This is a genomic window from Streptomyces sp. NPDC048696, assembly GCF_043198895.1.
Taxonomy (GTDB): Bacteria; Actinomycetota; Actinomycetes; order Streptomycetales; family Streptomycetaceae; genus Streptomyces.
This window is the reverse complement of sequence record NZ_JBICVJ010000017.1, coordinates 58,523-82,280: the sequence shown is the minus strand read 5'-3', so window position 1 is coordinate 82,280 and position 23,758 is coordinate 58,523. Positions and strand designations below refer to the sequence as shown.

The window sequence follows — 23,758 nt, the reverse complement described above, 5'->3', positions numbered from 1 at the left end:
CTGATGTGAATCCACTACCCGTCATGGTCCTGCACATGCCCATCCGGGGCGAGCCATACACGGTCCCGGGTCACGGGCAGTTCGGTGAAGCGGATGCCGGTCGCGTCGCGCAGCGCGTTGGCGAAGGCGGGGGCGACCGGGTTGAACGGGCTCTCGCTCATCGACTTGGCGCCGAGCGGTCCGATCGCGTCGGCGGTCTCCATGAAGTGGACCTCGGTGCGCGGCACGTCCGCGTACTGCGGCAGCCGGTAGCGGCGGAAGGCGGCCGTGGTGACCTCGCCGCGCTCGTCGACGCGTACGTTCTCGAAGAGGGTCGCGCCGAGCGCCTGGGCCACTCCGCCCTCGACCTGGCCCCTGCACTGCATCGGGTTCATCACCCGGCCCGCGTCGGCGGCGTGCACGCTGCGCAGGATGCGTATCTCGCCGGTGCCGGGGTCGACGGCGAGGCGGAACCACTGGGCGTTGAAGGCGACCGAGCGGGGCGAGCCGCCCCAGTGGCCGTCGGCGCTGAGCTCGCGTCCGGCCGCGCGGGCCGCCTCGTACAGCTCCTTGAGCGCGACCGTACGCCCGGCGCACTCGACCGCGTCCTCGGTCAGCCGGCATGCCTCGACGGGTACGCCGGTGTGCTCGGCGGCGTATGAAAGCACCTGATCGGCAAGGGAGTCGGCGGCGCGCATGACGGCCTTGCCCGCGACGACCGTGCCCGCGGAGCCGAAGGCTCCGGTGTCGTGGCGCACGACGTCCGTGTCCGACTGGCGGATCGCGATGCGCTCGACGGTCGTGCCCAGCGCCGAGGCGGTGATCTGCTTGTGCACGGTCGTCGTGCCGTTGCCGAACTCGGCGGTGCCGACGGCGATGTCGTACGTGCCGTCCTCCAGGAGTTTGACGGTCGCGTCGGCGAAGTGGCCGCCGGGCGGGCCGGTCGCGATCATGGACATGCCGGTGCCCTGGCCGACCAGCCAGCCCTCGGGCGCGTCGGCGGCGCTGCGGTCCTCGCGGATGGCCTCGCGTACGACCTCCAGGCACTGGTCGAGGCCGTAGCTGGCGATCTCCAGGTCCTCCTCCTCGCCGCCGGGGCTGATCATGTGCTCGCCGGGGCCGATGATGTTGCGCTCGCGCAGGACCAGCGGGTCGATGCCGAGGCGGCGGGCCAGCTCGTCCATCGCCGACTCCACGGCGAAGGTGACCTGGCCGAGGCCGTAGCCCCGGAAGGCGCCCGCGGGGACGGTGTTGGTGTAGACGGAGAAGGCGTCGACCTTCTTGTGCGGGGCACGGTAGACGGCCATCGACTCGCCGACGCTGTGGAACATCACGGCGGGCCCGTGGTTCCCGTACGCCCCCGTGTTGGCCACCACCCACAGCTGAAGCGCGGTGAGCGTGCCGTCCGCGCGGGCGCCGATCTTCACGCCGACCAGGAACGGATGGCGGGTGGTCGCCCCGTAGAACTGCTCGGCGCGTGTGTACTCCAGCTTCACCGGGCGGCGAAGGCGCAGCGCGGCGAGCACCACGATGTCCTCGACCAGCATCTCCTGCTTGCCGCCGAATCCGCCGCCGACCCGGCCCGCGACCACCCGCACCTCGTCCGGCGCCAGATCGAAGAGCGCGCACAGGGCGCGGCGGGTCAGGAACGGGGTCTGGGTGCTGGAGCGCACGGTCAGCCGCTCGCCCTCGCCGCCCTGACCTCCCTCGCCGCCCTGGCCTCCCTCGCCGCCCTGACCTCCCTCGCCGCCCTGACCTCCCTCGCCGCCGTCCTCGGACCCGGACCCCTTGGGCTCGAAGTACGCCAGCGCGCCGTGCGTTTCGAGGCTGGCGTGCTGGACGCGCTGCGTGCGGAAGGTCTCCTCGTAGACGGTGTCGGCCTCGGCGAAGCCGTCCTCGACCGAGCCGATCTCGCCGTGCACCTCGCCGACGACGTTGTTCTCGGGCCGGGCGATGCGCGATGCGGGCCCCTTGTCGTGGATGACGGGCGCCCCCGGCCGCATCGCCTCCTCGGGATCGACGACGAACGGCAGTTGCTCGTACGTCACGTCGATACGTCGACAGCCCTCCTCTGCCGCCGCCTCGCTGTCGGCCACGACGGCGGCGACCCGTTGCCCGATGTAGCGGACGGTGTCGTCGAGCAGCCGGGTGTCGTCGGGGTCCTCGGTGGGGTGCTCGTGGCGGGCGCTCGAATAGAGCCGCTCCGGCGCGTCGTGGTGGGTGAGGACGAGGTGGACGCCGGGGACGCGCAGGGCGGCGGCGGTGTCGATCGCGACGATCCGGGCGTGCGGATGCGGCGAGCGCAGCAGCTTCATGTGCAGCAGGCCGGGGACATCGACGTCGAACGTGTAGCGGGCGGTACCGGTGACGACCTGTGGCCCGGCCGGCGCCCCGAGGTTGCGCCCGACGGCCTGGCCCGCGCACGGCCGCTCGGTGTGCCGCACTCCCCGTACGGCGTCCTCGACGGCACGGTAGCCGGTGCAGCGGCAGATGTTTCCCTTGAAGGCGCGCGGCAGATCGGTGAGCTGATCCTCGTCGAGCGCGGCGGTGGTCATCAGGAACCCGGCGGTGCAGAACCCGCACTGGAAGCCCTGCGCGTCGAGGAACTTCTGCTGTACGGGATGGAGTTCGCCGCCCCGGGCCAGGCCCTCGACGGTGGTGACGGAGCGGCCGTCGGCTCGGACGGCCGGGTACAGACAGCTGTGCACCGGCTTGCCGTCCACATGCACCGTGCAGGCCCCGCAGTCCCCGGCGTCGCACCCCTTCTTCACCCCGAACCAGCCGCGCTCGCGCAGATACGTCCGCAGGCACTGGCCGGGGCGGGGCTCGGCGTCGAACTGCCGGTCGTTCACCTCGATCTGATACGTCATCACACACCTCGGCCGTTGGCGGGCTGGTAACAGGCGGGCTGGCCGTCGGTCAGCTCGCGGCGGATCTCCTCCGCGAAGCGCAGCGCCATATGGCGGCGCCAGGCCGGGAGGCCGTGGATGTCGTCGAACCAGTCGTCCTCGCCCACGGCCCACTCGATGGCGCCGCGCAACCGGGCGGCGTCCGGCGGCAGCGGGAACCAGAACCGGAACGGGCGCACGGTGGCGGCGGTGACCGTGACCGTGAGCGAGCCGTCCCCGGGGTCGAGCGTGCCGATGACGAGCGCTGCGGAACGCCCGAGTCCGTACAACGACGCCTGCCGGAAGGCCGTACGGCAGCGCAGGGCGCGGGCCGGAAGGGTGACCGAGCGCAGCAGTTCGCCCGGAGCCAGGTCCTTGCGTCCGGCCCCGACGACGAAGTCGGCGACCTTGACGCGGCGCAGCGAGCCGTCCTGGGCCTGGAGCAGACAGACGCCGTCGAGGGCGGCGGTCAGCGAGATCATCGGCCCGGCGGGCAGGCCGTTGCAGAGGTTGCCGCCGACGGTCGCCATGTTCCAGATCTTGAAGGAGGCGAGGAACGCGCGGCAGCACTGCTCGAAGAGGGGGGCGGCGGGGCCGCGCAGCTGCTTCCCGAAGCAGGAGAGTTCGGCGATGGTGCAGGTCGCGGCGATCTCGACCGAGCCGTCCGGCAGGCCGCGCACCGGCTCCCACCCCATCCGGCCGAGGTCCACCAGCCGGCGCAGCTGCGGCTGGGGCTCCGAGAAGAGGTAGGTGCCACCCCCCAGCCAGGCGTCGCCGGGCCGCCAGGGCCCGCGCCGCCGGGCGTCGCACACTTCGACGACCGTGTTCAGATCCATGGCTCCGCACCGTCTCCCCTGTGCCCGCCGCCGCGTTCGGCCGCAGTGTTCCAGCCAGTGAAGCCCGGGCGTACGGCCGGAAACGACTGGTGCGGCACACGGAAAACCTCCCAGTCCCACGATCATGAACTGGAGGATCCACCAGGAGTCATTCTCACTTCATCAACTGGCATTTACGATGTCGGAACTCGCACTCGCCTCGTGAATGTGAGAAGTCGGGCCGTCCGCCCGGCAGCCGCGCAAGGAGCCAGAGCATGCATGTCGGACACCTCCTCCAGCTCGACAGCCTGGACCTCGCCCTGCTGTGGGGCGAGGAGCCGCTCCTCGGCCGCGAGATCAGCGGCGTCACCGCCACCGACCTGGAGGACCCGGCGCGCTTCCTCCAGGAGGGCGAGATCGTGCTGAGCGGTCTGGTGTGGTGGAGTCCGGGCGAGGACCGCGCCAGGACCGACCGCTTCGTCTCCGCCCTGCGCACGGCGGGCGCGACCGCGCTGCTCGCGGGCGAGGAGACCCATGGCACGGTCCCCGCCGACCTCGTCGACTCCTGCCGCGAGCACCGCGTCCCGCTCCTGTCGGTGCCCGCGCGGACGAGCTTCAGGGCGATCACCGAGGCGGTGTACCTGCGCCAGTGGGGCGACCTCAGCCGCCTGCCCGCGCCGCACTACGCACTGCCCGAGAACGTACGCACGGAGCTGAGCCGGCTCCTGGAGCGCGGCGCGGACCCCGGCGAGCTCCTGGACCGCGCGTTCTCGCCGCTCGGCGCGCCGCCCTGCTATCTGCTGACCAGCAGCGGCCGTACGGTCGCCCGCACCCCGTCGGCTCCGCCCCTGCCCGCCCGGCGCGCGGCCCTCGGTCTGCGCGGCAGCTCCGGCGTGACCCTGCGGATCCGGGCCGACAGCGGCCCGTACGACACCTGGCATCTGCATCTGCCGGACGCAGCGGACGTCCCGCCGCGCGTGCTGCACGAGATAGCCGAGATCGTCACCCAGTCGCGGGACGACCACGACCGCCGCAGGACGGTGGCGCGCCGGGCGCAGGACGACTTGATGACATTGATCGCGTCAACTCATGACGAGGTGAAGGCGGTTGATCCGGCCGCCATGGCCGCGTGCGGACTCCCGGCCGAGGGGCCGTACCGGGTCCTGGCCGCGTCGACGCCCGGCACGGAGGGGCACGGGGCCGCCGACGCCCTCACGGAGGCGCTGAGCCACTTCGCCCCGGCGCCGTTCGCGGTGGGGGCGGCACCGGACGGCGGGGCGATCGCGGTCGTCCACGCACCGGACGCCGACGGGACCCAACTGGCCGCGATCTGGCCCCTGTTGGAGGACTGCCGTCCCGGTGTGCCGCTGCACGCCGGGGTGAGCGCGCCCGTGGAGGCGTCGCAGCTCGGCTCGGCGCTTGAGCAGGCGCGTTACGCGCTCGCGGCGGCCAGAACCGGGTCGCCCGGCGGCGCGGGCGTCACGGCCGTGGAGGACCTGTCGACCCTGGAGTCACTGCTCGCGGGGGTCCCGGCGGACGTACGGGCGGCGTACTGCGCCCGCACCCTGGGCCCGCTGCTGAAGACCGACACCCCCTCGCACACGACGCTCCTCGAAACACTGGAGGTCTTCCTGGCGCACAACTGCTCATGGGCCCGGACCGCCGAGGCACTGCACCTGCACGTCAACACGGTCCACTACCGCATCGAGCGGATCGAGCTGCTGACCGGCCGGGACCTGTCCCGCCTGGACCACAAACTGGATCTGCGGGCGGCGCTGCTGTGCAGGTGAGGGGGGCGGTCGCGGGGCTGAAGGTCGACGTCACGTCACATCAACATGGACGTTGGTCGACTTGACCCGTGCGGTGACGGTCACCCCGACCTCGATGCCGAGCTCGTCCACCGACTCGCGGGTCACCAGCGAGACCACCCGGTGCGGCCCGCACTGGATCTCCACCTGCGCGGCCACGTCGTCGACGACCACAGCGGTCACGATCCCGACGAACGAGTTCCGCACCGAGGTGGCCACCGCGCCGGGCACCTCGTGCTGCCCGACGGCCCGCTCGCGCGCGAACCCGGCGAGCCCGACCCCGTCGATCACCCGGTTCCCCGTACCGTCCCGCTCCATCCGCAACCGCCCGCCGTCGGCCCATCGCCGAACGGTCTCGGAACTCACGCCCAGCAGCCGCGCTGCCTGGCCAATGCTGTAGGTCGGCACGGGGAGCACTCTAGGGCCCGTCCGGCTGGGGCTCGGCCGGTGGATCCTGCCCGGGACGCCCGGTCACGGCCGAAACCTCGGCCCACACCGTCTTTCCGGGACCGTCGAGCCGTGGATGCCAGCCCCAGCGGTCGGCGAGCCCGGCGACGAGGAGGAGCCCCCGGCCCCCGGAGTCGTCCGCGTCCGGCGACCGGAGCGCGTCCGGCCTGGGCGGCAGGCGTTCGGCGCGGGCGTCGGTGACCTCGATCCGGGCGGTCCGCGAGTGTGCGGTCACTCGCAGCCGCAGCCGGAAGTCCCGGCCGGGGACATGGCCGTGCCGTACGGCGTTGGCGGTCAGCTCGGCGACGATCAGCACGATCGCGTCGTGCGCGTCGGCGCCGTACGGGATGCCCCACGCGTCCAGCCGGTGCGCGGCCAGTCTGCGGGCGAGGCGGGCGCCGCGCGGGGTGGAGGTGAAGCGCATCTCGAAGATGTGGTCGAGCGGCGCGTGAGGAGCGGTCAAGTAGCCGGTGGGGCAGGCGGGTTGGGTGATGTGCCCGGAGCTTGCGGGATTGGTCGTCACACCGGCAACGGTGTCGCCGGTCGCGTAGCGTGACCAGTGGTGACGCACCGACGCAAGCCGTTTGTACGCACGGTGTCGGTACGAGTACGAGACACGCGGCGTGACGACGCCCCCGGAGGGGCGTTGGGCCAGGGAGGCGATGGTGGTGACCAACACCAACGGTACGGGCAGGGAAACAGAGGCTGCCGTGACGGTCGACGACGGTGCCGGAGGGCAGGCGGCGGACAAGTCCGGCCAGGGCGTGGTCACGGCGTTCGGCCAGAGCATGAAGACACTGCGGGTGCGGGCGGGTCTGGAACGCGAGGAGTTCGGGCGGCGGCTGGGGTATTCGGCCTCCACTGTCGCGTCGTTCGAGCAAGGACGGCGGATTCCCTCGCCCAGGACGATCGACCAGGCGGACGAAGTGCTGGGGGCGGACGGGTTGCTGACGGTGTGGAAGGAGCAGGTGGAGCGGGCTCAGTATCCGGTGTTCTTCCAGGGGATGGCGGAGCTGGAGAAGGAGGCCGTCGAACTGCTCGCGTACGACACCCACGTACTCAACGGCCTGCTCCAGACCGAGGAGTACATGAGGGCCGTGCTCGACATGCGGCGCCCTGTCCTGGATCAGGAGACCATCGAGCAGCGCGTGACGGCCCGCATGGCCCGGCAGGACATCTTCAGCCGCTGGCCCGCGCCGCTGCTGAGCTTCGTGCTCGAAGAGGCGGCATTGCAGCATCCGTGGGGAGGCGAAGCCGTGCACCGGGGGCAGCTTGAGCAACTGCTGCTGATCGGCGACAAGCGGAACGTCGAGATTCAAGTCATGCCGACCGACCGCGAGTACAACGCGGGTGTGGACGGCGCGTTCACGGTCATCACACGCAAGGACGGAAAGAGGTTCGTCTACACCGAAGCGCAGGGAACCAGCGCCCTCCAGACCGAGCCGGAACAGACCACTCTCGCCGCCGCCCGCTATGGGATCATCCGATCACAGGCTCTCCCGTCGCGAGAGTCGCTCGCCTTCATGGAAAGGTTGCTGGGATCGCTATGAACAACTCTGAGTCCTCGGCCATCGCGTCCAACCTCGCTTGGTTCAAGAGCAGTTACAGCGGAGCCGAGGGCGGCCAGTGCGTCGAGGTCGCGGCCGGTACGGGAGTTGTGCACATCCGGGACTCCAAGGCCGTGGCCGGGCCGGTCGTCCGTGTGTCGCGCGAGGCGTGGGCGGGGTTCGTCGGGTCGGCCGCGTCGGAGCGGGACGCCTGACGGCCGTACGTACACGAGAGCCCTGCCGGTCCCTTGGGGCGGCAGGGCTCTCGTACGTGCGACGCAGCACCGGGTCAGACGGATGCGGGGGTGCCGAGCATCGCGGAAGCGCGCTGAAGGGAGCTGAGGCCGCGTGCGGGCGCGGCTGCGGGAAGGGTGCGGCAGGTGAAGCCGAGCTGGGTCATGGCCCGGAGGACTTCGGCGGCGCTGAAGTCACGGCGGTCCTGACGGGTGATGACCTGGCCGACCTGCTTGACCGGGTAGTGGCGACGGCCGATGGTCACGGATTCGCCGGCGTCCGGTTCGGGCTTGATGCCCTTCATCGATTCCAGCACACCGCTCTTGGTGAGCTCGAAGGGGAAGCGGGCGATGACGCAGCGCATATGGCCTCACAGGGAGAGCGGGGAAACGGACACGGACCTGCCAGGGTGCGGCGGTTCAGTGGGAGAGGGCGAGGAGGCGCCCCTGGGTGCTGCCTTGTTCGTCGAAGATGTCACGCAGGCGGACGCGGTCCGAGTAAGCGGAGCTGTCGCGGGCAGCGGTGAGGTCGGCGCGGGTGACCAGGCGGGTGCACTGGCCGTCCTGGTCGCAGACGAGGAGTCGACCCGTGCGAGCGGCGGCCAGGACGGCCAGTGCCACCTCGACGCTCATGTCGTCGGATACCTGCGGTCCGGCCGCGTCCATGACCTCGGGCACTGTCCTGTGCACGGAGTCGGCGCCCGCCGGGCGGGGCTGCATCTGGGTCGGCGTCAAAAGGTACCTCCTGCAGAGATGGGTCGGCCTGCCGATCGCGAAGGCTCTAGGCCGCCGCCGCGTTGGCGCCGGAGCGGTGTGCGGACGTGCGCCGGGCCGCCGGAGCGGGGCGACGTCGGCCCCGGGAGGAGGCGCTGCGCTTGGGGCGTTCGACCACGGGTGCGGTGATGACCACCGGAATGCCGGAGGGGGTCCGGGCGCCGGTGATGCGGCTCAGTTCCGCCTCGCCGGAGCGGACCTGGGTGATCGTCGGGGTGATCCTGGCGGCCGTCATCAGGCGGCTCATCTCGCGACGCTGGTTGGGCAGGACGAGGGTGACGACGCTGCCGGACTCGCCCGCGCGGGCGGTGCGGCCGCCGCGGTGGAGGTAGTCCTTGTGGTCGGTCGGCGGGTCGACGTTCACCACGAGGTCGAGGTTGTCGACGTGGATGCCCCGCGCCGCGACATTGGTCGCCACCAGCACGCTGACGTGCCCCGTCTTGAACTGCGCCAGTGTGCGGGTGCGCTGCGGCTGTGACTTGCCGCCGTGCAGCGCGGCCGCCCGGACGCCGCTGGCGAGCAGGTCCTGGGTCAGCCGGTCGACGGCGTGCTTGGTGTCCAGGAACATGATCACGCGGCCGTCGCGGGCCGCGATCTCGGTCGTGGCGGCGTGCTTGTCGGCACCGTGGACGTGCAGGACGTGGTGTTCCATCCGCGTGACCGCACCGGCCGAGGGGTCCACCGAGTGCACGACCGGGTCGGTCAGATAACGGCGCACCAGCAGGTCGACGTTACGGTCCAGGGTGGCGGAGAACAGCATCCGCTGCCCCTCCGGACGCACCTGGTCGAGCAGCGCGGTGACCTGCGGCATGAAGCCCATGTCAGCCATCTGGTCGGCCTCGTCCAGCACGGTGACGCCCACCTGGTTCAGCCGGCAGTCCCCGCGGTCGATGAGGTCCTTGAGCCGGCCGGGGGTCGCGACGACGACCTCGGCCCCGCCTCGCAACGCGCCGGCCTGCTTGCCGATGGACATCCCGCCCACCACCGTGGCCAGCCGCAGCTTGACCGAGCGGGCGTAGGGAGCGAGCGCGTCGGTCACCTGCTGTGCCAGCTCCCGGGTCGGTACGAGGATCAGCCCCAGCGGCTGGCGGGGCTCGGCACGCTGTCCGGCGGTGCGGGCGAGCAGGGCGAGGCCGAAGGCGAGGGTCTTGCCGGAACCGGTGCGCCCGCGGCCCAGGACGTCACGACCCGCCAGGGAGTTCGGCAGCGTCGCGCCCTGGATCGGGAACGGTACGGTCACGCCCTGCTTGCCGAGTTCGGCCAGCAGCGGCTCGGGCATGTCGAGATCGGCGAAGCCGTCGACGGCGGGCAGCGAGGGGGTGATCGTCTTGGGAAGCGCGAACTCGCCCTGTATTGCGGCGGGGCGGCGGCCGTAACCACCGGAACGGGTCGACCCACCGGAACGGGCCGATCCGCCGGAACGGGCCGATCCGCCGGACTGGGCCGATCCGCCGGACCGACGCGGCGCCTGCGAGCCGAAGCGGCTGCCGCCCTGTCCGGCGTCGGCACTGCCGTTACGGGTGCGGGCGGAGCGGTCGTTCATACGTGTGCGGTTCATGTGGAACCTTCCTCGATGTGGCACATATCAAGGAATTCCCGCAGCGATGAGCGGCGCGGATAATCACAGGTATGAACCGGTGGTAAAAGAATGCAACCCCGGCCGGCGGACATTCACGCGGGCGCAGTTGCCGAAATGGGCGACGCGATGGGGACGTGATGGGACCGCGGACTCACGGGGCCGCAGATTCACGGGGCTGCGGATTCATCCGAGCCGTTCGCTCCGCCAGGCGGAACGAGTGCGGGAAAATGCGTATAGCTGGGGCCCGCACCCCGAAGGATGCGGGCCCCAGCTACAAAGTGCGCGTCAGCGTCAGGCCGGAACGATGTTCTCGGCCGTCGGGCCCTTCTGGCCCTGCGCGATCTCGAAGGAGACCTTCTGGCCTTCCTGGAGCTCACGGAAGCCCTGAGCGGCGATGTTCGAGTAGTGGGCGAACACGTCAGGGCCGCCACCGTCCTGCTCGATGAAGCCGAAGCCCTTTTCCGCGTTGAACCACTTCACGGTACCAGCAGCCATGTCATATCTCCTTTGGGGCAGTGCATCGGAATCCACACCGCGTGGACACCGAGTCGCCGCAATGATTACCCCGCCCGGAAAATGACCGGAAATAAAGCACTCCCGTCGACAGAAACCGGCTGACCGGCTGACCGACTGGAGGAACTTGAAGTTTTGGGAACCACAACTGCAACTGAGATCGACAGTAGCACGCCTCAACGGTCTGCGTACGGTGAATAATCCACCCTCCGTCATTGCACCAAAAACCCTGGTCGTCCGGCCCGCCAAACTCTCACCTCGCGGGCGCAGATATTCGTTCCGGCTGCGACAGATATTCCCGGGCGGGCGCCGGGCGCCCCGCGCACCTCGCGCATCCGATACGGACATCGCGCACCCGATGTGAAAATCGGCGGAGTCCGGCGCGAGGGCGGGCGGGACGGGGCCGGGCCGGGGCGCCGGTGCGCCTGTGGCCGCCGCCACGACCTGCCCGAGCATCGCGCGCGACCGGCGGTCCGCCACGCCTCCCGAAGAAAAACTATCGTGACGAAGATAGACATTTACTCATCGCGGGGTTAGTCTTCCCGACGTAGCCGGGAAGCCTGAAGGCGGCACGGCGCTACACGGCACGGCAGACACGAAACTTCACAGCTCGGGGCCCGGGTGCCAGCACGGCACTCGGGCCCCCGTACGCGTCCCCGAAAGAAGAGGTCTATGCCCCCTCGCAGTACCCGCCCCGCCGACAAGTTCGACGACGACGACTACCCCGCGTACACCATGGGCCGGGCCGCCGAGATGCTCGGCACCACCCCCGGCTTCCTGCGCACCCTGGGCGAACACCGCCTGATCACCCCGTTGCGCTCGGAAGGCGGTCACCGCCGCTACTCCCGCTACCAACTGCGCATCGCCGGCCGCGCCCGCGAACTCGTCGACGCAGGCACCCCGATCGAAGCCGCCTGCCGCATCATCATCCTCGAAGACCAACTCGAAGAAGCCCGGCGCATCAACGAGCAACTGCGCACCCAGGGCCACGAGTCGCAGCCGAAGATCTCAGGCTGACCGGAACACAGGACCGCGACGGCCCGCCGGGAAGGCGACCTGACGCCTCATCAGAACAGCCTCAGATGTGCGCCAGTAGGGCCTCACGTGCGTCGAACATGCGTCAAAATGTCGCGCCCAACGCACGTGACGCCCGTGGCGCACGTGCCGCACACCCAGAGAAACCGCAGATCAGCGGCCCTTCTCAACAGGCTCAAGGATCGCCACGCACTCCACGTGATGCGTCATCGGAAAAAGATCGAACGCCCGCAGCGTCCGCACCTTGTACCCGCCCGTCGCGAAGTACGCCAGGTCGCGGGCCAGGGCCGCCGGGTCGCAGGCCACGTAGGCGATGCGGCGGGCGCCCAGGGCCGCGAGGTACTTCACCGTCTGCTTGCCCGCTCCCGCGCGCGGCGGGTCGAGGACGATCAGGTCCGCCTCGGTGATCTTCGTGCGGGGCAGGACCTGTTCGACCTTGCCCTGCTCGACGCGGACCCGGGGCAGGTCCGCGAGGTTGTGGCGGGCGTCCTCCACCGCGCGCTTGGAGGACTCGATGCCCAGCACCGCGCCCTGCTCGCCCACGCGGTCGGCCAGCGCGCCCGCGAACAGGCCGACGCCGCAGTACAGGTCCAGCGCCATCTCGCCCTTGCGCGGCATCAGGCCCTGCATCACGGCCTTCACCAGCGTGTTGGCGGCCTGCGGGTGGACCTGCCAGAAGCCGCCCATGCCGACGCGGTAGGTGCGCTCGTCGGCGTCCAGACCGGCGCGCTCGCGCACGAACGCGCGGCCGTGCACGCGGTGCACGCCGCCGTCCTTCTCCTCCACCCGCAGCACCGAGACCGGCTTGTCGAGCTCCACCAGGGGCAGACGGCCGCCGGGGCGCGGGGTCAGGACCACCTGGCGGTCGTGCGAGCCCGTCGCGGCGATCGCCTCGACCGACTCCATCTGCGGCCACTCGCGCTTCTCGATGCCGAGCTCGGTGACCCCGGGCGCGGCGATCATGCAGTGGTCGATCACCTGGACGTCGTGCGAGCGGTGCTTGCGCAGGCCCGCCCGGCCGTCCTCGTCGATGGCGTACTGGACGCGGGTGCGCCACGCCGGGACCTCGCCGGCGGGCAGCTTGTCGCCCTCGGCGGGCATGACCGTGCCGTCCCAGCCGGCCTCCTCGGGGGTGAGCCCGGCGAGCCGCTGGAGCTGTTCGGCGATCACCTCGCCCTTGAGGCGGCGCTGGGCGCCGGGCTTGGCGTGCTGCCAGTCGCAGCCGCCGCACTTGCCGGGGCCCGCGAACACGCACGGCGCCTCGACCCGGTCCTTCGACGCCTCGATGATCCGCACGGCGTCCGCGCGCAGGAAGCGGGAATCCTCCTCGCCCTCGGTCACCCGGGCGACGATCTTCTCGCCGGGCAGCGCGTGCCGCACGAACAGGACGCGGCCCTGCTCCGTGCGGGCGATGCAGTGGCCGCCGTGCGCGACGGGGCCGACCTCGACCTCGTACTCCTCCCCGACCAGCGAAGACGAAGCGGAAGACGAGGAATCGGACTCGTTCTGCATGGCGGGGGGACTCCAGAGGTACCAGGGATGAGGGGCCGCCGTCCGCGTACGGACGACAGCCCCTCAGTCTACGTGTGCCGATCGGTCGGGCCGAACGCTACGTGTGGCCCGTCGGCCGGGCCGACCGCTCGACCGTCGCCATATACGCGGCGGGTCACTTCTTGGCGCTCTGCTCCTTGGATCGCTGCGCCGCGACCGGGCCGCGCCGCACCGAACCCGGCGCGTTCCACTCCTGCCGCCTGCGGGCCCGCTTCTTGGCGGCCTCGGAGGACTGGAGCTGGTACGGGACGGACGTCACCATCACGCCCGGCGTGAAGAGCAGCCGGCCCTTCAGGCGCAGTGCGCTCTGGTTGTGCAGCAGATGCTCGTACCAGTGGCCCACCACGTACTCGGGGATGTACACGCTGACCGCGTCGCGCGGGCTCTCGCGGCGCAGGCCCCTGACGTACTCGATGACCGGGCGGGTGATCTCGCGGTACGGCGAGTCGATGATCTTCAGCGGTACGTCGATGCCGCGCCGCTCCCACTCGGCCTTGAGCGCCTTGGTCTCCTCCGCGTCCACGCTGACGCTGATCGCCTCCAGCTGGTTGGCGTGGAGCAGCTTGGCGTAGGCCAGCGCGCGCAGCGTCGGCTTGTGGAGCTTGGAGACGAGGACCACGGAGTGGACGCGGGAGGGGCGGACGTACTCGTCCGGGTGCTCCTCGGCCGCCGCGATCTCGTCCGAGACCTTGTCGTAGTGCTTCCGGATCGCGGTCATCGTCCCGTAGAAGATCACCATGCCCAGCAGGGCGACCCACGCGCCGTGGGTGAACTTGGTGGCGAGGACGACGACCAGGACGAGGCCGGTGAAGAAGGCGCCGAAGGCGTTGATCGCACGGGAGCGGACCATGTGGCGGCGCTTGGCCGGGTCCTGCTCGGTGGCGAGGTGCCGGTTCCAGTGCCGGACCATGCCGGTCTGGCTGAGTGTGAAGGAGACGAAGACGCCGACGATGTAGAGCTGGATCAGCCGGGTCGAGTCGGCGCCGTATATCACCGTGAGCAGGGCCGCGGCCCCGGCGAGCAGCACGATGCCGTTGGAGAACGCGAGCCGGTCGCCGCGGGTGTGCAGCTGGCGCGGCAGGTAGCGGTCCTGCGCGAGGATCGAGCCGAGCAGCGGGAAGCCGTTGTACGCGGTGTTCGCGGCCAGGAAGAGCACCAGCGCGGTGGCGGCCGCCAGGATGATGAAGAGGAAGTTCCCCTTGCCGAAGACGGCCTCGGCGACCTGCGAGATCACCGGGTTCTGCACATAGCCGGAGCCGACCGGGACGCCGTTGCTGAGCAGGTCGGAGGCGGGCTTCTCGGCCATCCGCACCTTGGTGACCATGGCCAGCGCGATGATGCCGCAGAACATCGTGACCGCGAGGCCGCCCATGAGGGCCAGCGTGGTCGCCGCGTTCTTCGACTTCGGCTTGCGGAAGGCCGGGACGCCGTTGCTGATCGCCTCGACGCCGGTGAGCGCGGCACAGCCGGAGGAGAAGGCGCGCAGCAGCAGGAAGACGAGCGCGAAGCCCGCGAGGCCCTGGTGCTCGGCGTGGATGGTGTAGTCGGCCGTCGGGGCCTTCATGGTGTCGTCGAGGACCAGGCCCCGGAAGGCGCCCCACGCGATCATGATGAAGACGCCGCCGACGAACACATAGGTCGGGATGGCGAAGAGGTTGCCCGACTCCTTGACCCCGCGCAGGTTCATCAGCGTGAGCAGCACGATGACGACCACGGCGCAGAGCACCTTGTGCTCGACGACGAACGGGACCGCCGAGCCCAGGTTCTCGATGCCGGAGGCGATCGAGACGGCGACGGTCAGGACGTAGTCGACGAGGAGCGCGCTGGCCACCGTGAGCCCGGCCTTGGGGCCGAGGTTGGTGGTGGCGACCTCGTAGTCGCCGCCGCCGCTGGGGTAGGCGTGCACGTTCTGCCGGTACGAGGCGACCACGGTGAACATCAGCACCACGACCGCGACCGCGATCCAGGGGCTGAAGTGGTACGCCGACACACCCGCCACGGAGAGCACCAGGAGGACTTCTCCGGGCGCGTACGCAACGGACGAGAGCGGGTCGGACGCGAAGACGGGGAGCGCGATGCGCTTGGGGAGGAGCGTTTCTCCCAGCTTGTCGCTGCGCAGCGCCCGGCCGATCAGGATCCGTTTGGGCACGTCGGTCAGTTTGGACACAACAGAGAAGCGTAAGGGTTCCGTATGGAGGTCTTGACCCGGGCCACCCGATAGTGTCCATCACCCGGTCCACAGCCGCTCACAGGACTGTCACGGGCCGGTTCCCGGTGGCGATGAACGCCACTTCGGTTTCATGCGTCTCAGCTTGCGCGGCGGGGCGTCGCCGAGGGGACGCCGTGGGGAAGTACGGACGCTGGTGAGTACATCCCGCCGCTCGCCGCATAAGCTCGTCACCGGGCACCGCCGACAAGGAAGTATGTGAGGGGACGTGCACATCGTCATCATGGGCTGCGGGCGAGTGGGAGCCGCTCTCGCGCAGACCTTGGAGCAGCAGGGGCACACGGTCGCCGTGGTCGACCAGGACCCCACCGCCTTCCGCAGGCTCGGTTCCGGGTTCGGCGGGCGCCGGGTCACCGGTGTCGGCTTCGACCAGGACACCCTGCGGGAAGCCGGGATCGAGGAGGCGGGCGCGTTCGCGGCCGTCTCCAGCGGCGACAACTCCAACATCATCGCGGCCCGGGTGGCCCGTGAGATGTTCGGGATCGAGAACGTCGCGGCCCGTATCTACGACCCGCGCCGCGCCGAGGTCTACCAGCGGCTCGGCATTCCCACGGTCGCCACGGTCAGCTGGACCGCCGACCAGATGCTGCGGCGGCTGCTGCCGTCCGGCGCGGAACCGCTGTGGAGCGACCCGAGCGGCGCGCTCCAGCTGGCGGAGGTGCACACCTCCACCGCCTGGATCGGCCACAAGATCAGCAAGTTGCAGGAGGAGACCGGCGTACGCGTCGCGTTCCTCACCCGGCTGGGCGAAGCGGTACTGCCGACCTCCCAGACGGTTCTGCAGGAGGGTGACCTGGTCCACGTGATGATGCGTACGGACGAGGTCGAGAAGGTCGAGGCGGCCTTCGCCCAGGGTCCCGAGGAGGGCGGTCACTGATGCGCGTCGCGATTGCCGGGGCCGGCGCGGTGGGTCGTTCCATCGCGGGCGAGCTGCTGGAGAACGGCCACGAGGTCCTTCTCGTGGACAAGGCGCCCACCGCCATCTCGGTGGAGCGGGTGCCGCAGGCGGAGTGGCTGCTCGCCGATGCCTGCGAGATCACCTCGCTGGACGAGGCGGCGCTGCAGCGCTGCAACGTGGTCATCGCGGCCACCGGCGACGACAAGGTGAACCTGGTCGTCTCGCTGCTCGCGAAGACCGAGTACGGCGTGCCGCGCGTGGTCGCCCGGGTCAACAACCCGAAGAACGAGTGGCTGTTCAACGAGTCGTGGGGCGTCGACGTCGCCGTCTCGACCCCGCGTCTGATGTCGGCGCTGGTCGAGGAGGCGGTGAGCGTCGGCGACCTCGTACGGCTGCTGCGCTTCAGCCACGGCGACGCCAACCTGGTCGAGCTGACGCTGCCGCCGGAGTCGGCGCTGGCGGGCACTCAGGTCGGCGATGTCGCCTGGCCCGAGGACACCTCGCTGGTCACGATCATCCGGGGCACCCGGGTGCTCACTCCGACGTCGGAGGAGACGCTGGAGGCGGGTGACGAGCTGCTGTTCGTGGCGGCGCAGGCGCGGGAGGAGCAGCTGGAGGATCTTTTGTCGGTCCGCCGCGAGGACTCTGCGAGCTGACCTCACGGGCGGGGGGCGGTCGTGTTTTGGCTGCGGGCCGTCTATGGCTGGTCGCGCAGTTCCCCGCGCCCCCAAGGGCGCGAAAAGGGGCCCGGGGTGCGTATCGCACCCCGGGCCCCTTTTCGCGCCATCAGCTCTCGGCGGCTTTCGCCGCCTTCGCGGCCTCTTCCTCCGCTTCCATCTCCGCGAACACGTCGATGGGCGGTGGGGCCTTGGCCAGGAAGATCCAGGTCAGCCAGACCGCGAGCAGGAACGGGGGGATCTTCAGGGCGATCAGGACCCAGCCCAACTGGGATGTGTTGGCCCACCAGTAGAGCGGGAACAGGACCGCGCACTTGGCGAGCAGGATCAGGCCCCAGGCCCAACTCGCCTTCGCGTACGCCTTCTTGCGGCCCGGGTTGCGGGTCCGCCAGGACAGGTTCTCCTTGAAGACCGGGCCCAGGATCAGGCCGATCAGCGGGACGCCGCAGACCGTCGTCACCAGGTACGCGACGGCCAGGCCGAGGGTGTAGAGCATGCCCGGCAGATAGAAGTCCTTCGCGTTGCCGGTCATCATCGCGAAGACCACGCCGAAAGCCACGCCGAAGACGCCGCTGAAGGCGTGCTTGACCGTGTCCTTGCGGGCCAGGCGGACCACCAGGAGCAGCAGCGAGACCGCGACGGCGGCGATCGCCGAGCTGTGCAGGTCCTTGTTGACCGTGAAGATCGTGACGAAGAGGAGCCCGGGCAGGCACGTCTCCACCATGCCGCGCACGCCGCCGAACGCCTCGAAGAGGGCTGCCTCGGTGACGGCTTTGGCGTCCGCGTCGGTGTCGGGCGCGGTGCGCGCGTGCCGTGCGGCGGTCGTGGTGGTCGGCTTGTCGACTGACGTCACCGGCTACTCCTGTCCGAGCGGTCGCAGTTCGTATTTGGGGTTGAACAGCACCCGCCGGCCGTGACTCATCGAGATCCGGCCCGAGGCGATGAGCTTGCGGCCGGGCTCGATGCCCACGATCGAGCGCCGTCCCAGCCACACCACGTCCAGCGGGGCGGTGCCGTCGAAGAGCTCGGCCTCCAGCGCCGGAACGCCCGCCCTCGGACGCAGGGTGACCGTCCGCAAGGTACCAGTCACCTTGACTATCTGGCGGTCGTCGCAGTCGGAGATGCGCGTGCACCCCGTGGCCTGCGTGTCCTCCTGCAGTTCCGCGGAGTGCAGCTCCTCCTGCGAGGTGGACAGCCGGTCGAGCATCCGGCGGAACCGCCCCGCGCGCTTCTCGGTTCCAAGGTCAGCACTCATACAGAAAGCGTACCGGCCCCCACCGACACGGGAGCAGCCCGCGCCGCCCTGGGCTCACGCCTCGAAGCGGTAGCCCATCCCCGGCTCGGTGATGAAGTGCCTGGGGTGCGCGGGGTCCAGCTCCAGCTTGCGGCGCAGCTGGGCCATGTACACGCGCAGATAGTTCGTCTCGGTGCCGTAGGACGGCCCCCAGACCTCCTGGAGGAGCTGCTTCTGGCTGACCAGGCGGCCGGTGTTGCGCACCAGCACCTCCAGGAGGTGCCACTCGGTGGGCGTGAGGCGTACGTCCCGCCCGTCCCTGTGGACCTTCTTCGCGGCCAGGTCGACGGTGAAGCCCTCGGTCTCCACGGTCACCACGTCGTCCGCGCCCTCGCCGCCGACCGGCTCGGCCCGCCGGACCGCCGCCCGCAGCCGGGCGAGCAGTTCGTCCATGCCGAACGGCTTGGTGACGTAGTCGTCGGCGCCCGCGTCCAGCGCCTCGACCTTCTCGTCCGAGGTGTGGCGGGCCGAGAGCACCAGGATCGGGACCCGGGTCCAGCCGCGCAGTCCCTTGATCACCTCGACGCCGTCCATGTCGGGCAGGCCGAGGTCGAGGACGACCACGTCGGGGTGGCGGGCGGCGGCGAGCTGGAGCGCGGTCGCCCCGTCGGGGGCCGCGTCCACCTCGTACTTCCGTGCCTTGAGGTTGATCACCAGCGCTCGGACGATCTGCGGCTCGTCGTCCACCACGAGCACCCGGGTCATGCGGGTCCTGCTTTCTGTCGAGGGCCGCGGGTCATGAGGTGACCTGGGCGGAGAGGTCGGCGACGACCGGGCTGGGGCCGGGCACCGCCTTGAGGGTCAGAACCATGGTCATACCGCCGCCGGGGGTGTCCTCGGCGGTGAGGGTGCCGCCCATCGACTCGACGAATCCCCGGGCGACCGCGAGCCCCAGTCCGACGCCGGCGCCGCGCGGAGCGTCACCGTACCGCTGGAAGGGCTCGAAGATCCGCTCTTTGCTCTCGTCGGGCACGCCGGGGCCGCGGTCGGCGACGCGCACTTCCACGCGGTCGCCGAGCGCGCTGGCGCCGACGACGACGGGGACGGCGTCGGGGCTGTACTTGACGGCGTTCTCGACGATGTTGGCCACGGCCCGCTCAAGGAGGCCGGGGTCGACGGCGACCATCGGCAGGGTCTCGGGGATGTCCAGCTCCACGCTGTCCTCGGGGACGCCGCCGAGCGCCATCGGGACCACCTCGTCGAGGTCGATCTCGCGGATGATCGGGACGACGGTGCCGGTGTTGAGGCGGGACATGTCGAGCAGGTTGCCGACGAGGTGGTCGAGCCGGTCGGCGCCGTGTTCGATGCCCGCGAGCAGCTCGGCCTCGTCCTCCTCGGACCACTCGACGTCACCGGAGCGCAGCGAGGTGACGGCCGCCTTGATGGAGGCGAGCGGGGTGCGCAGGTCGTGGCTGACGGCGGCGAGCAGCGCGGTGCGGATGCGGTTGCCCTCGGCGAGCTTGCGGGACTCCTCGGCCTCGTCCACCAGGCGCTGGCGGTCCAGCACCACGGCGGCCTGGGCGGCGAAGGCGCCGAGCACCCGGCGGTCCTCGGCGGGCAGCACCCGGCCGCTCAGGGCGAGCGCCATGTGGTCGCCGACGGGCATGTCGACATCGGCGTCCTCGGGCCGGGCGACGGGGTGCGGGCCGACGCTGCCCGCGCAGGTCCACGGCTCGACGTCGCTCGCGCGCTCAAGCAGGGCCACGGACTCCATGGCGAAGGTCTCGCGGACCCGCTCCAGGAGGGCGTCCAGGGTGGTCTCGCCGCGCAGCACGCTGCCGGCCAGGAACGACAGGATCTCGGACTCGGCGCGCAGCCGGGCCGCCTGGTGGGTGCGGCGGGCCGCGAGGTCGACGACGGAGGCCACCGCGACCGCCACGAACACGAAGATCACGATGGCCACGATGTTCTTCGGGTCGGCGATCGTGATCTTGTGGATCGGCGGGGTGAAGTAGTAGTTCAGCAGGAACGAGCCGACGGCCGCCGAGGCGAGCGCCGGGACCAGCCCGCCGAGCAGCGCGGCGGCCACCGTCAGCGTCAGGAACAGCAGCATGTCGTTGGCGAGCCCGAGGTCCGCGTCGACGTTGGTGAGCAGCAGGGACAGCAGGACCGGCCCGACGACCGCGGCCGCCCAGCCCCAGATGATCCGGGCCCGCCCCAGGCGTGCGCCGCGTGCCACCGGCAGCCCGCGCCCCTTGGCCACCTCGTCGTGGGTGACGATGTGGACGTCGAGGTCGGGCCCCGAGTCCCGGGCGACGGTCGCGCCGACGCCCGGCCCGAACATGTACTGCCAGGTCTTGCGGCGGCTGGAGCCGAGGACGATCTGGGTGGCGTTGACGCCCCGGGCGAATTCGAGCAGGGAGGCGGGCACGTCGTCGCCTATGACGTGGTGAAACGATCCGCCGAGGTCTTCGACCAGGGTGCGCTGGACGGCCAGCTCCTTGGGCGAGGCCGAGGTCAGGCCGTCGCTGCGGGCCACGTACACCGCGAGGATCTCGCTGCCGGAGCCCTTGGCGGCCATGCGGGCCGCGCGCCGGATCAGGGTGCGGCCCTCGGGTCCGCCGGTCAGTCCGACGACGATCCGCTCACGGGCCTGCCAGGTGGAGCGGATGTTGTGCTCGCCCCGGTACTGCTGGAGGTATTCGTCGACCCGGTCGGCGACCCACAGCAGCGCGAGCTCGCGCAGCGCGGTCAGATTGCCGGGGCGGAAGTAGTTGGACAGGGCCGCGTCGACCTTGTCGGACTTGTAGATGTTGCCGTGCGCCATCCGGCGGCGCAGCGCCTGCGGCGACATGTCGACGAGCTCTATCTGGTCCGCGCGCCGCACCACCTCGTCGGGCACGGTCTCGCGCTGGCGTACGCCGGTTATCGACTCGACGACATCGCCCAGCGACTCCAGATGCTGGATGTTGACGGTCGAGACGACGTCGATGCCCGCCTGGAGCAGCTCCTCGACGTCCTGCCAGCGCTTGGTGTTGCGCGAGCCGGGGACGTTGGTGTGGGCGAGCTCGTCGACCAGCGCGACGGCGGGTCTGCGCTCCAGGACCGCGTCGACGTCCATCTCGGTGAAGGCCGAGCCGCGGTACTCGATCTCGCGGCGCTGGATCTGCTCCAGGCCGTGCAGCATCACCTCGGTGCGCGGGCGGCCGTGGTGCTCCACGAACGCGACCACGCAGTCCGTGCCGCGCTCCACACGCCGGTGGCCCTCGGACAGCATCGCGTACGTCTTGCCGACGCCCGGTGCCGAACCGAGGTATATCCGAAGCTTGCCGCGTGCCATGGCCCCATTGTCTTTCAGGAAATCGCTGCGTACGCGATGCAGACCTTACGGCCACCGATCCGGGCAAATCGGACCGGGGGGTGGCCTGGCGTGCGTATTGACGCGATTCTGATGGCGCGGGCGGGGCGGCGGGCGTCAGCCGTGGTCGACGATCCGGTCAGCCGTGGTCGGTGAACGGTCAGCCGTGGTCGATGATCTGTCCGTCGCTGAGCTCCAGGACCCGGTCCGCCAGGCCCAGGAGCTGGGTGTCGTGGGTGGCGACGAGGGCCGTGACGCCCTCGCTGCGCACCACCGCGCGCAGCAGCTCCATCACCGCGAGGCCGGTCTCGGCGTCCAGCTGGCCGGTCGGCTCGTCGGCGATCAGGAGGGCGGGCCGGTTGGCGAGCGCGCGGGCGATGGCGACCCGCTGCTGCTGGCCGCCGGAGAGCTCGCCGGGCCGCTGCTGGGCGTGGTCGGCGAGCCCGACGAGCCCGAGCAGCAGCTCCACGCGCGCGTCGCGCTCGGCGGGATCGGTCCGGCGCAGCCGCATCGGCACGCCGACGTTCTCGGCGGCGCTGAGGATCGGTATCAGTCCGAAGGACTGGAAGATGAAGCCGATACGGTCGCGGCGCAGCGCGAGCAGACCGTCCTCGCCGAGCCCGGCCAGATCCGTGGAGTCGACGCTGACGCTGCCCCCGTCCGGCCGGTCGAGCCCGCCGACCAGGTTGAGCAGGGTCGTCTTGCCGGAGCCCGAGCGGCCCTTGAGCGCGACGAGTTCCCCGCGCGGCACCTCGAAGGAGACCCCGCGCAGCGCGTGCACGGCGGCCGCGCCCTCGCCGTACGAGCGGCGCAGGCCCTCGACGCGGACCATCGGACCGGCGCCCGGCTCCTCGGCGAGCGCCGCCGCGCCGCCGCGTCCGCTGGTGCTCTCGCTCATGCCCGCTCCCCCGTACGTCCGTGATGCCCCGCCGGGCGCCAGTATGGGCGGACCGCGCCCGGCCGGGCAATGGCTGTGGATCAGTTCGGGTTGTCGCCGTGCGTCAGCGTCTCCCAGGCGACGAAGAGGTTGTCGGATCCGGCCGGACGGTTCTGCTCGGTGAGCGTCTGCGTGTGGGCCATGGCGATGCCGAGCCGGTTGTGCAGGGCGTTGTAGCCGACCTCGGTGACCGGGCCGAGGCCGCGCTTGACGCTGCCGCCGCAGAGCCAGCCGGGCACCGCCGCGCCCAGCTCGTAGGTGGCCTGGAAGCCGAGCGCCTGCCGCAGCCGCTCGCCGACGTCCGTCGAGTAGAGGTCCTGGCCCTGGATACGGCTGGTCTCGGCGACGTGCGAGATCGCGGAGATGCCGTATCCGGTGTGGGTGAAGTCGCGGCAGGTCTCCTGCGTGAGGCCGGTGACGAAGGTGGACTGCCCCTGCCAGTACGCGACGATCTTGTCCCGGGTGTCGAGGTGCTGAGAGGGCACGGTCCTGGGCAGCGCCCCGTCCGAGGCGAGGTAGACATAGGCGGCGGCGCGGGTACGGAACCTGGCCATGGCCCTGTCGTACGAGGTGCGGTCGTCCAGGAAGACGGAGATGCCGACGGCGGCCTCCGTCATCGACAGCTCCCAGTTGCCGTTGGAGTTCGAGCCGTTGATCACCTCGGGCAGATAGACCGTGCGCAGCATGGTGGCGAACCGGCCCTGGTCGACCCAGCCGCCGTCGTACGTGGCCCGGACGATCTCGGCGGCGCGCGGCCACACCGAGCCCGCCCAGCCGGTCTGGAGGGGCGCGTTGGAGTTGGTGTGGGCGGTGAGGACGCCCGACCAGGCGTCCATGAGCTCAATCGCCTTCTTCGCGTACCGGCTGTCCTGGGTGATGTACCAGGCAAGCGCGTCGGTGTACGCGGCGAGGGCGTCCTCGCGCTCGTCGGTGCAGCCGTGGTTGGGGTGGGAGTACGAGCCGCACTCCACGACCGCGCGGGGCTTCGCCGTCCGGTCGAGCGAGGCGTACGGGCTGGCCGCCAGTTGCTCGTACGCGCTCTTCCAGGGCTGCGCTCCGGCGTCGACCTGCTCGCGGGCGAAGTCGAGGGAGGCGCGGGAGTCGAGGACGCCGGGGTGGACGAAGCCGGTCGGGGCGGGAGCCGCGGTTGCGGGGCGGGTCGTGGTGGTGAGGCCGACGGTGACGCCGAGCAGCGCTGTGGCCGCGAGCAGCGCGCCTGCGGTGCGGTGCCTGCGGTGGGCTGAGCGTGGGGGCATGT

The 23,758-nt window shown here is 70.9% G+C and carries 21 protein-coding genes and 1 pseudogene; 6 read left to right on the top strand and 16 right to left on the bottom strand.

The genetic code is table 11. The features are described 5' to 3' along the window. Window positions 1–14: 14 nt before the first annotated feature. Both ACGFRG_RS29960 and ACGFRG_RS29955 read right to left on the bottom strand, forming a co-directional pair. Entirely contained in the window at window positions 15–2,849 is a 2,835-nt protein-coding gene (locus ACGFRG_RS29960) for a molybdopterin-dependent oxidoreductase (protein WP_393268900.1), read from the bottom strand. Continuing rightward, the gene (locus ACGFRG_RS29955) at window positions 2,849–3,703 is read right to left on the bottom strand and encodes an FAD binding domain-containing protein (protein WP_393268897.1); all 855 of its coding nucleotides are present in this window, start codon (window positions 3,701–3,703) and stop codon (window positions 2,849–2,851) included. The genes ACGFRG_RS29960 and ACGFRG_RS29955 overlap by 1 nt, the downstream gene beginning before the upstream one ends. Window positions 3,704–3,957: 254 nt before the next feature. Between ACGFRG_RS29955 and ACGFRG_RS29950 the strand changes: the two genes are divergently transcribed. Then, window positions 3,958–5,472 (top strand): PucR family transcriptional regulator, encoded by a 1,515-nt coding sequence (locus ACGFRG_RS29950; RefSeq protein ID WP_393268894.1) that lies wholly within the window; start codon window positions 3,958–3,960, stop codon window positions 5,470–5,472. A gap of 30 nt (window positions 5,473–5,502) precedes the next feature. Here ACGFRG_RS29950 and ACGFRG_RS29945 read toward each other — a convergent pair whose 3' ends face one another. Further along, window positions 5,503–5,898, bottom strand: coding sequence for a TOBE domain-containing protein (locus ACGFRG_RS29945; RefSeq protein WP_361426232.1), 396 nt, complete (start codon window positions 5,896–5,898; stop codon window positions 5,503–5,505). 10 nt (window positions 5,899–5,908) lie between these two features. Further along, window positions 5,909–6,460: an ATP-binding protein gene (locus tag ACGFRG_RS29940; RefSeq protein ID WP_393268890.1), complete on the bottom strand. Its 552-nt coding sequence runs from the start codon at window positions 6,458–6,460 to the stop codon at window positions 5,909–5,911. Between the two features lie 139 nt (window positions 6,461–6,599). On the opposite strand from ACGFRG_RS29940, the gene ACGFRG_RS29935 reads away from it, so the two are divergent. Further along, window positions 6,600–7,487 (top strand): helix-turn-helix transcriptional regulator, encoded by an 888-nt coding sequence (locus ACGFRG_RS29935; protein WP_361426226.1) that lies wholly within the window; start codon window positions 6,600–6,602, stop codon window positions 7,485–7,487. Continuing rightward, window positions 7,484–7,699 (top strand): DUF397 domain-containing protein, encoded by a 216-nt coding sequence (locus tag ACGFRG_RS29930; RefSeq protein WP_361426223.1) that lies wholly within the window; start codon window positions 7,484–7,486, stop codon window positions 7,697–7,699. The genes ACGFRG_RS29935 and ACGFRG_RS29930 overlap by 4 nt, the downstream gene beginning before the upstream one ends. A 74-nt stretch (window positions 7,700–7,773) precedes the next feature. Here ACGFRG_RS29930 and ACGFRG_RS29925 read toward each other — a convergent pair whose 3' ends face one another. The 4 genes and pseudogenes from ACGFRG_RS29925 to ACGFRG_RS29910 form a co-directional block, all read right to left on the bottom strand. Then, window positions 7,774–8,082 carry an SCO5918 family protein gene (locus tag ACGFRG_RS29925; RefSeq protein WP_361426220.1) on the bottom strand — a complete coding sequence of 103 codons (309 nt, stop codon included), beginning with the start codon at window positions 8,080–8,082 and terminating at the stop codon, window positions 7,774–7,776. Window positions 8,083–8,173: 91 nt separating this feature from the next. Then, window positions 8,174–8,452: pseudogene (locus tag ACGFRG_RS29920) on the bottom strand (hypothetical protein); the annotation flags it as partial. A 46-nt stretch (window positions 8,453–8,498) separates the two neighbouring features. Next, window positions 8,499–10,049 carry a DEAD/DEAH box helicase gene (locus tag ACGFRG_RS29915; RefSeq protein WP_393268885.1) on the bottom strand — a complete coding sequence of 517 codons (1,551 nt, stop codon included), beginning with the start codon at window positions 10,047–10,049 and terminating at the stop codon, window positions 8,499–8,501. A 312-nt stretch (window positions 10,050–10,361) separates the two neighbouring features. Then, the gene (locus tag ACGFRG_RS29910) at window positions 10,362–10,565 is read right to left on the bottom strand and encodes a cold-shock protein (protein WP_361426214.1); all 204 of its coding nucleotides are present in this window, start codon (window positions 10,563–10,565) and stop codon (window positions 10,362–10,364) included. A gap of 690 nt (window positions 10,566–11,255) precedes the next feature. Between ACGFRG_RS29910 and ACGFRG_RS29905 the strand changes: the two genes are divergently transcribed. After that, window positions 11,256–11,600 carry a MerR family transcriptional regulator gene (locus ACGFRG_RS29905; RefSeq protein WP_361426211.1) on the top strand — a complete coding sequence of 115 codons (345 nt, stop codon included), beginning with the start codon at window positions 11,256–11,258 and terminating at the stop codon, window positions 11,598–11,600. Window positions 11,601–11,771: 171 nt separating this feature from the next. On the opposite strand, the gene ACGFRG_RS29900 is transcribed toward ACGFRG_RS29905, so the two are convergent. Both ACGFRG_RS29900 and ACGFRG_RS29895 read right to left on the bottom strand, forming a co-directional pair. Next, on the bottom strand, window positions 11,772–13,130 hold the full coding sequence (locus ACGFRG_RS29900) for a class I SAM-dependent RNA methyltransferase (protein ID WP_361426208.1): 1,359 nt from the start codon (window positions 13,128–13,130) through the stop codon (window positions 11,772–11,774). A gap of 154 nt (window positions 13,131–13,284) precedes the next feature. Beyond that, entirely contained in the window at window positions 13,285–15,336 is a 2,052-nt protein-coding gene (locus ACGFRG_RS29895) for an APC family permease (protein WP_361426205.1), read from the bottom strand. Window positions 15,337–15,604: 268 nt separating this feature from the next. On the opposite strand from ACGFRG_RS29895, the gene ACGFRG_RS29890 reads away from it, so the two are divergent. Both ACGFRG_RS29890 and ACGFRG_RS29885 read left to right on the top strand, forming a co-directional pair. Beyond that, window positions 15,605–16,273 (top strand): TrkA family potassium uptake protein, encoded by a 669-nt coding sequence (locus ACGFRG_RS29890; protein WP_361426202.1) that lies wholly within the window; start codon window positions 15,605–15,607, stop codon window positions 16,271–16,273. Next, window positions 16,273–16,950, top strand: coding sequence for a potassium channel family protein (locus ACGFRG_RS29885; protein WP_393268881.1), 678 nt, complete (start codon window positions 16,273–16,275; stop codon window positions 16,948–16,950). Before ACGFRG_RS29890 ends, ACGFRG_RS29885 begins: the two co-directional genes overlap by 1 nt. A 130-nt stretch (window positions 16,951–17,080) precedes the next feature. On the opposite strand, the gene ACGFRG_RS29880 is transcribed toward ACGFRG_RS29885, so the two are convergent. The 6 genes from ACGFRG_RS29880 to ACGFRG_RS29855 form a co-directional block, all read right to left on the bottom strand. Next, complete coding sequence (locus ACGFRG_RS29880) at window positions 17,081–17,824, bottom strand: DUF3159 domain-containing protein (protein WP_361426196.1); 744 nt, start codon at window positions 17,822–17,824, stop codon at window positions 17,081–17,083. A gap of 3 nt (window positions 17,825–17,827) precedes the next feature. Beyond that, window positions 17,828–18,178, bottom strand: coding sequence for an OB-fold nucleic acid binding domain-containing protein (locus ACGFRG_RS29875; protein ID WP_067165247.1), 351 nt, complete (start codon window positions 18,176–18,178; stop codon window positions 17,828–17,830). A 102-nt stretch (window positions 18,179–18,280) separates the two neighbouring features. Further along, window positions 18,281–18,970, bottom strand: coding sequence for a response regulator (locus ACGFRG_RS29870; protein WP_361426193.1), 690 nt, complete (start codon window positions 18,968–18,970; stop codon window positions 18,281–18,283). Window positions 18,971–19,001: 31 nt separating this feature from the next. After that, on the bottom strand, window positions 19,002–21,545 hold the full coding sequence (locus ACGFRG_RS29865) for a sensor histidine kinase KdpD (protein WP_361426190.1): 2,544 nt from the start codon (window positions 21,543–21,545) through the stop codon (window positions 19,002–19,004). Between the two features lie 178 nt (window positions 21,546–21,723). After that, complete coding sequence (locus ACGFRG_RS29860) at window positions 21,724–22,461, bottom strand: ABC transporter ATP-binding protein (protein ID WP_393268879.1); 738 nt, start codon at window positions 22,459–22,461, stop codon at window positions 21,724–21,726. Window positions 22,462–22,541: 80 nt separating this feature from the next. Beyond that, window positions 22,542–23,756, bottom strand: a complete 1,215-nt coding sequence (locus ACGFRG_RS29855; protein ID WP_393268876.1) for an alginate lyase family protein — start codon at window positions 23,754–23,756, stop codon at window positions 22,542–22,544. Between the last annotated feature and the right edge of the window lie 2 nt (window positions 23,757–23,758).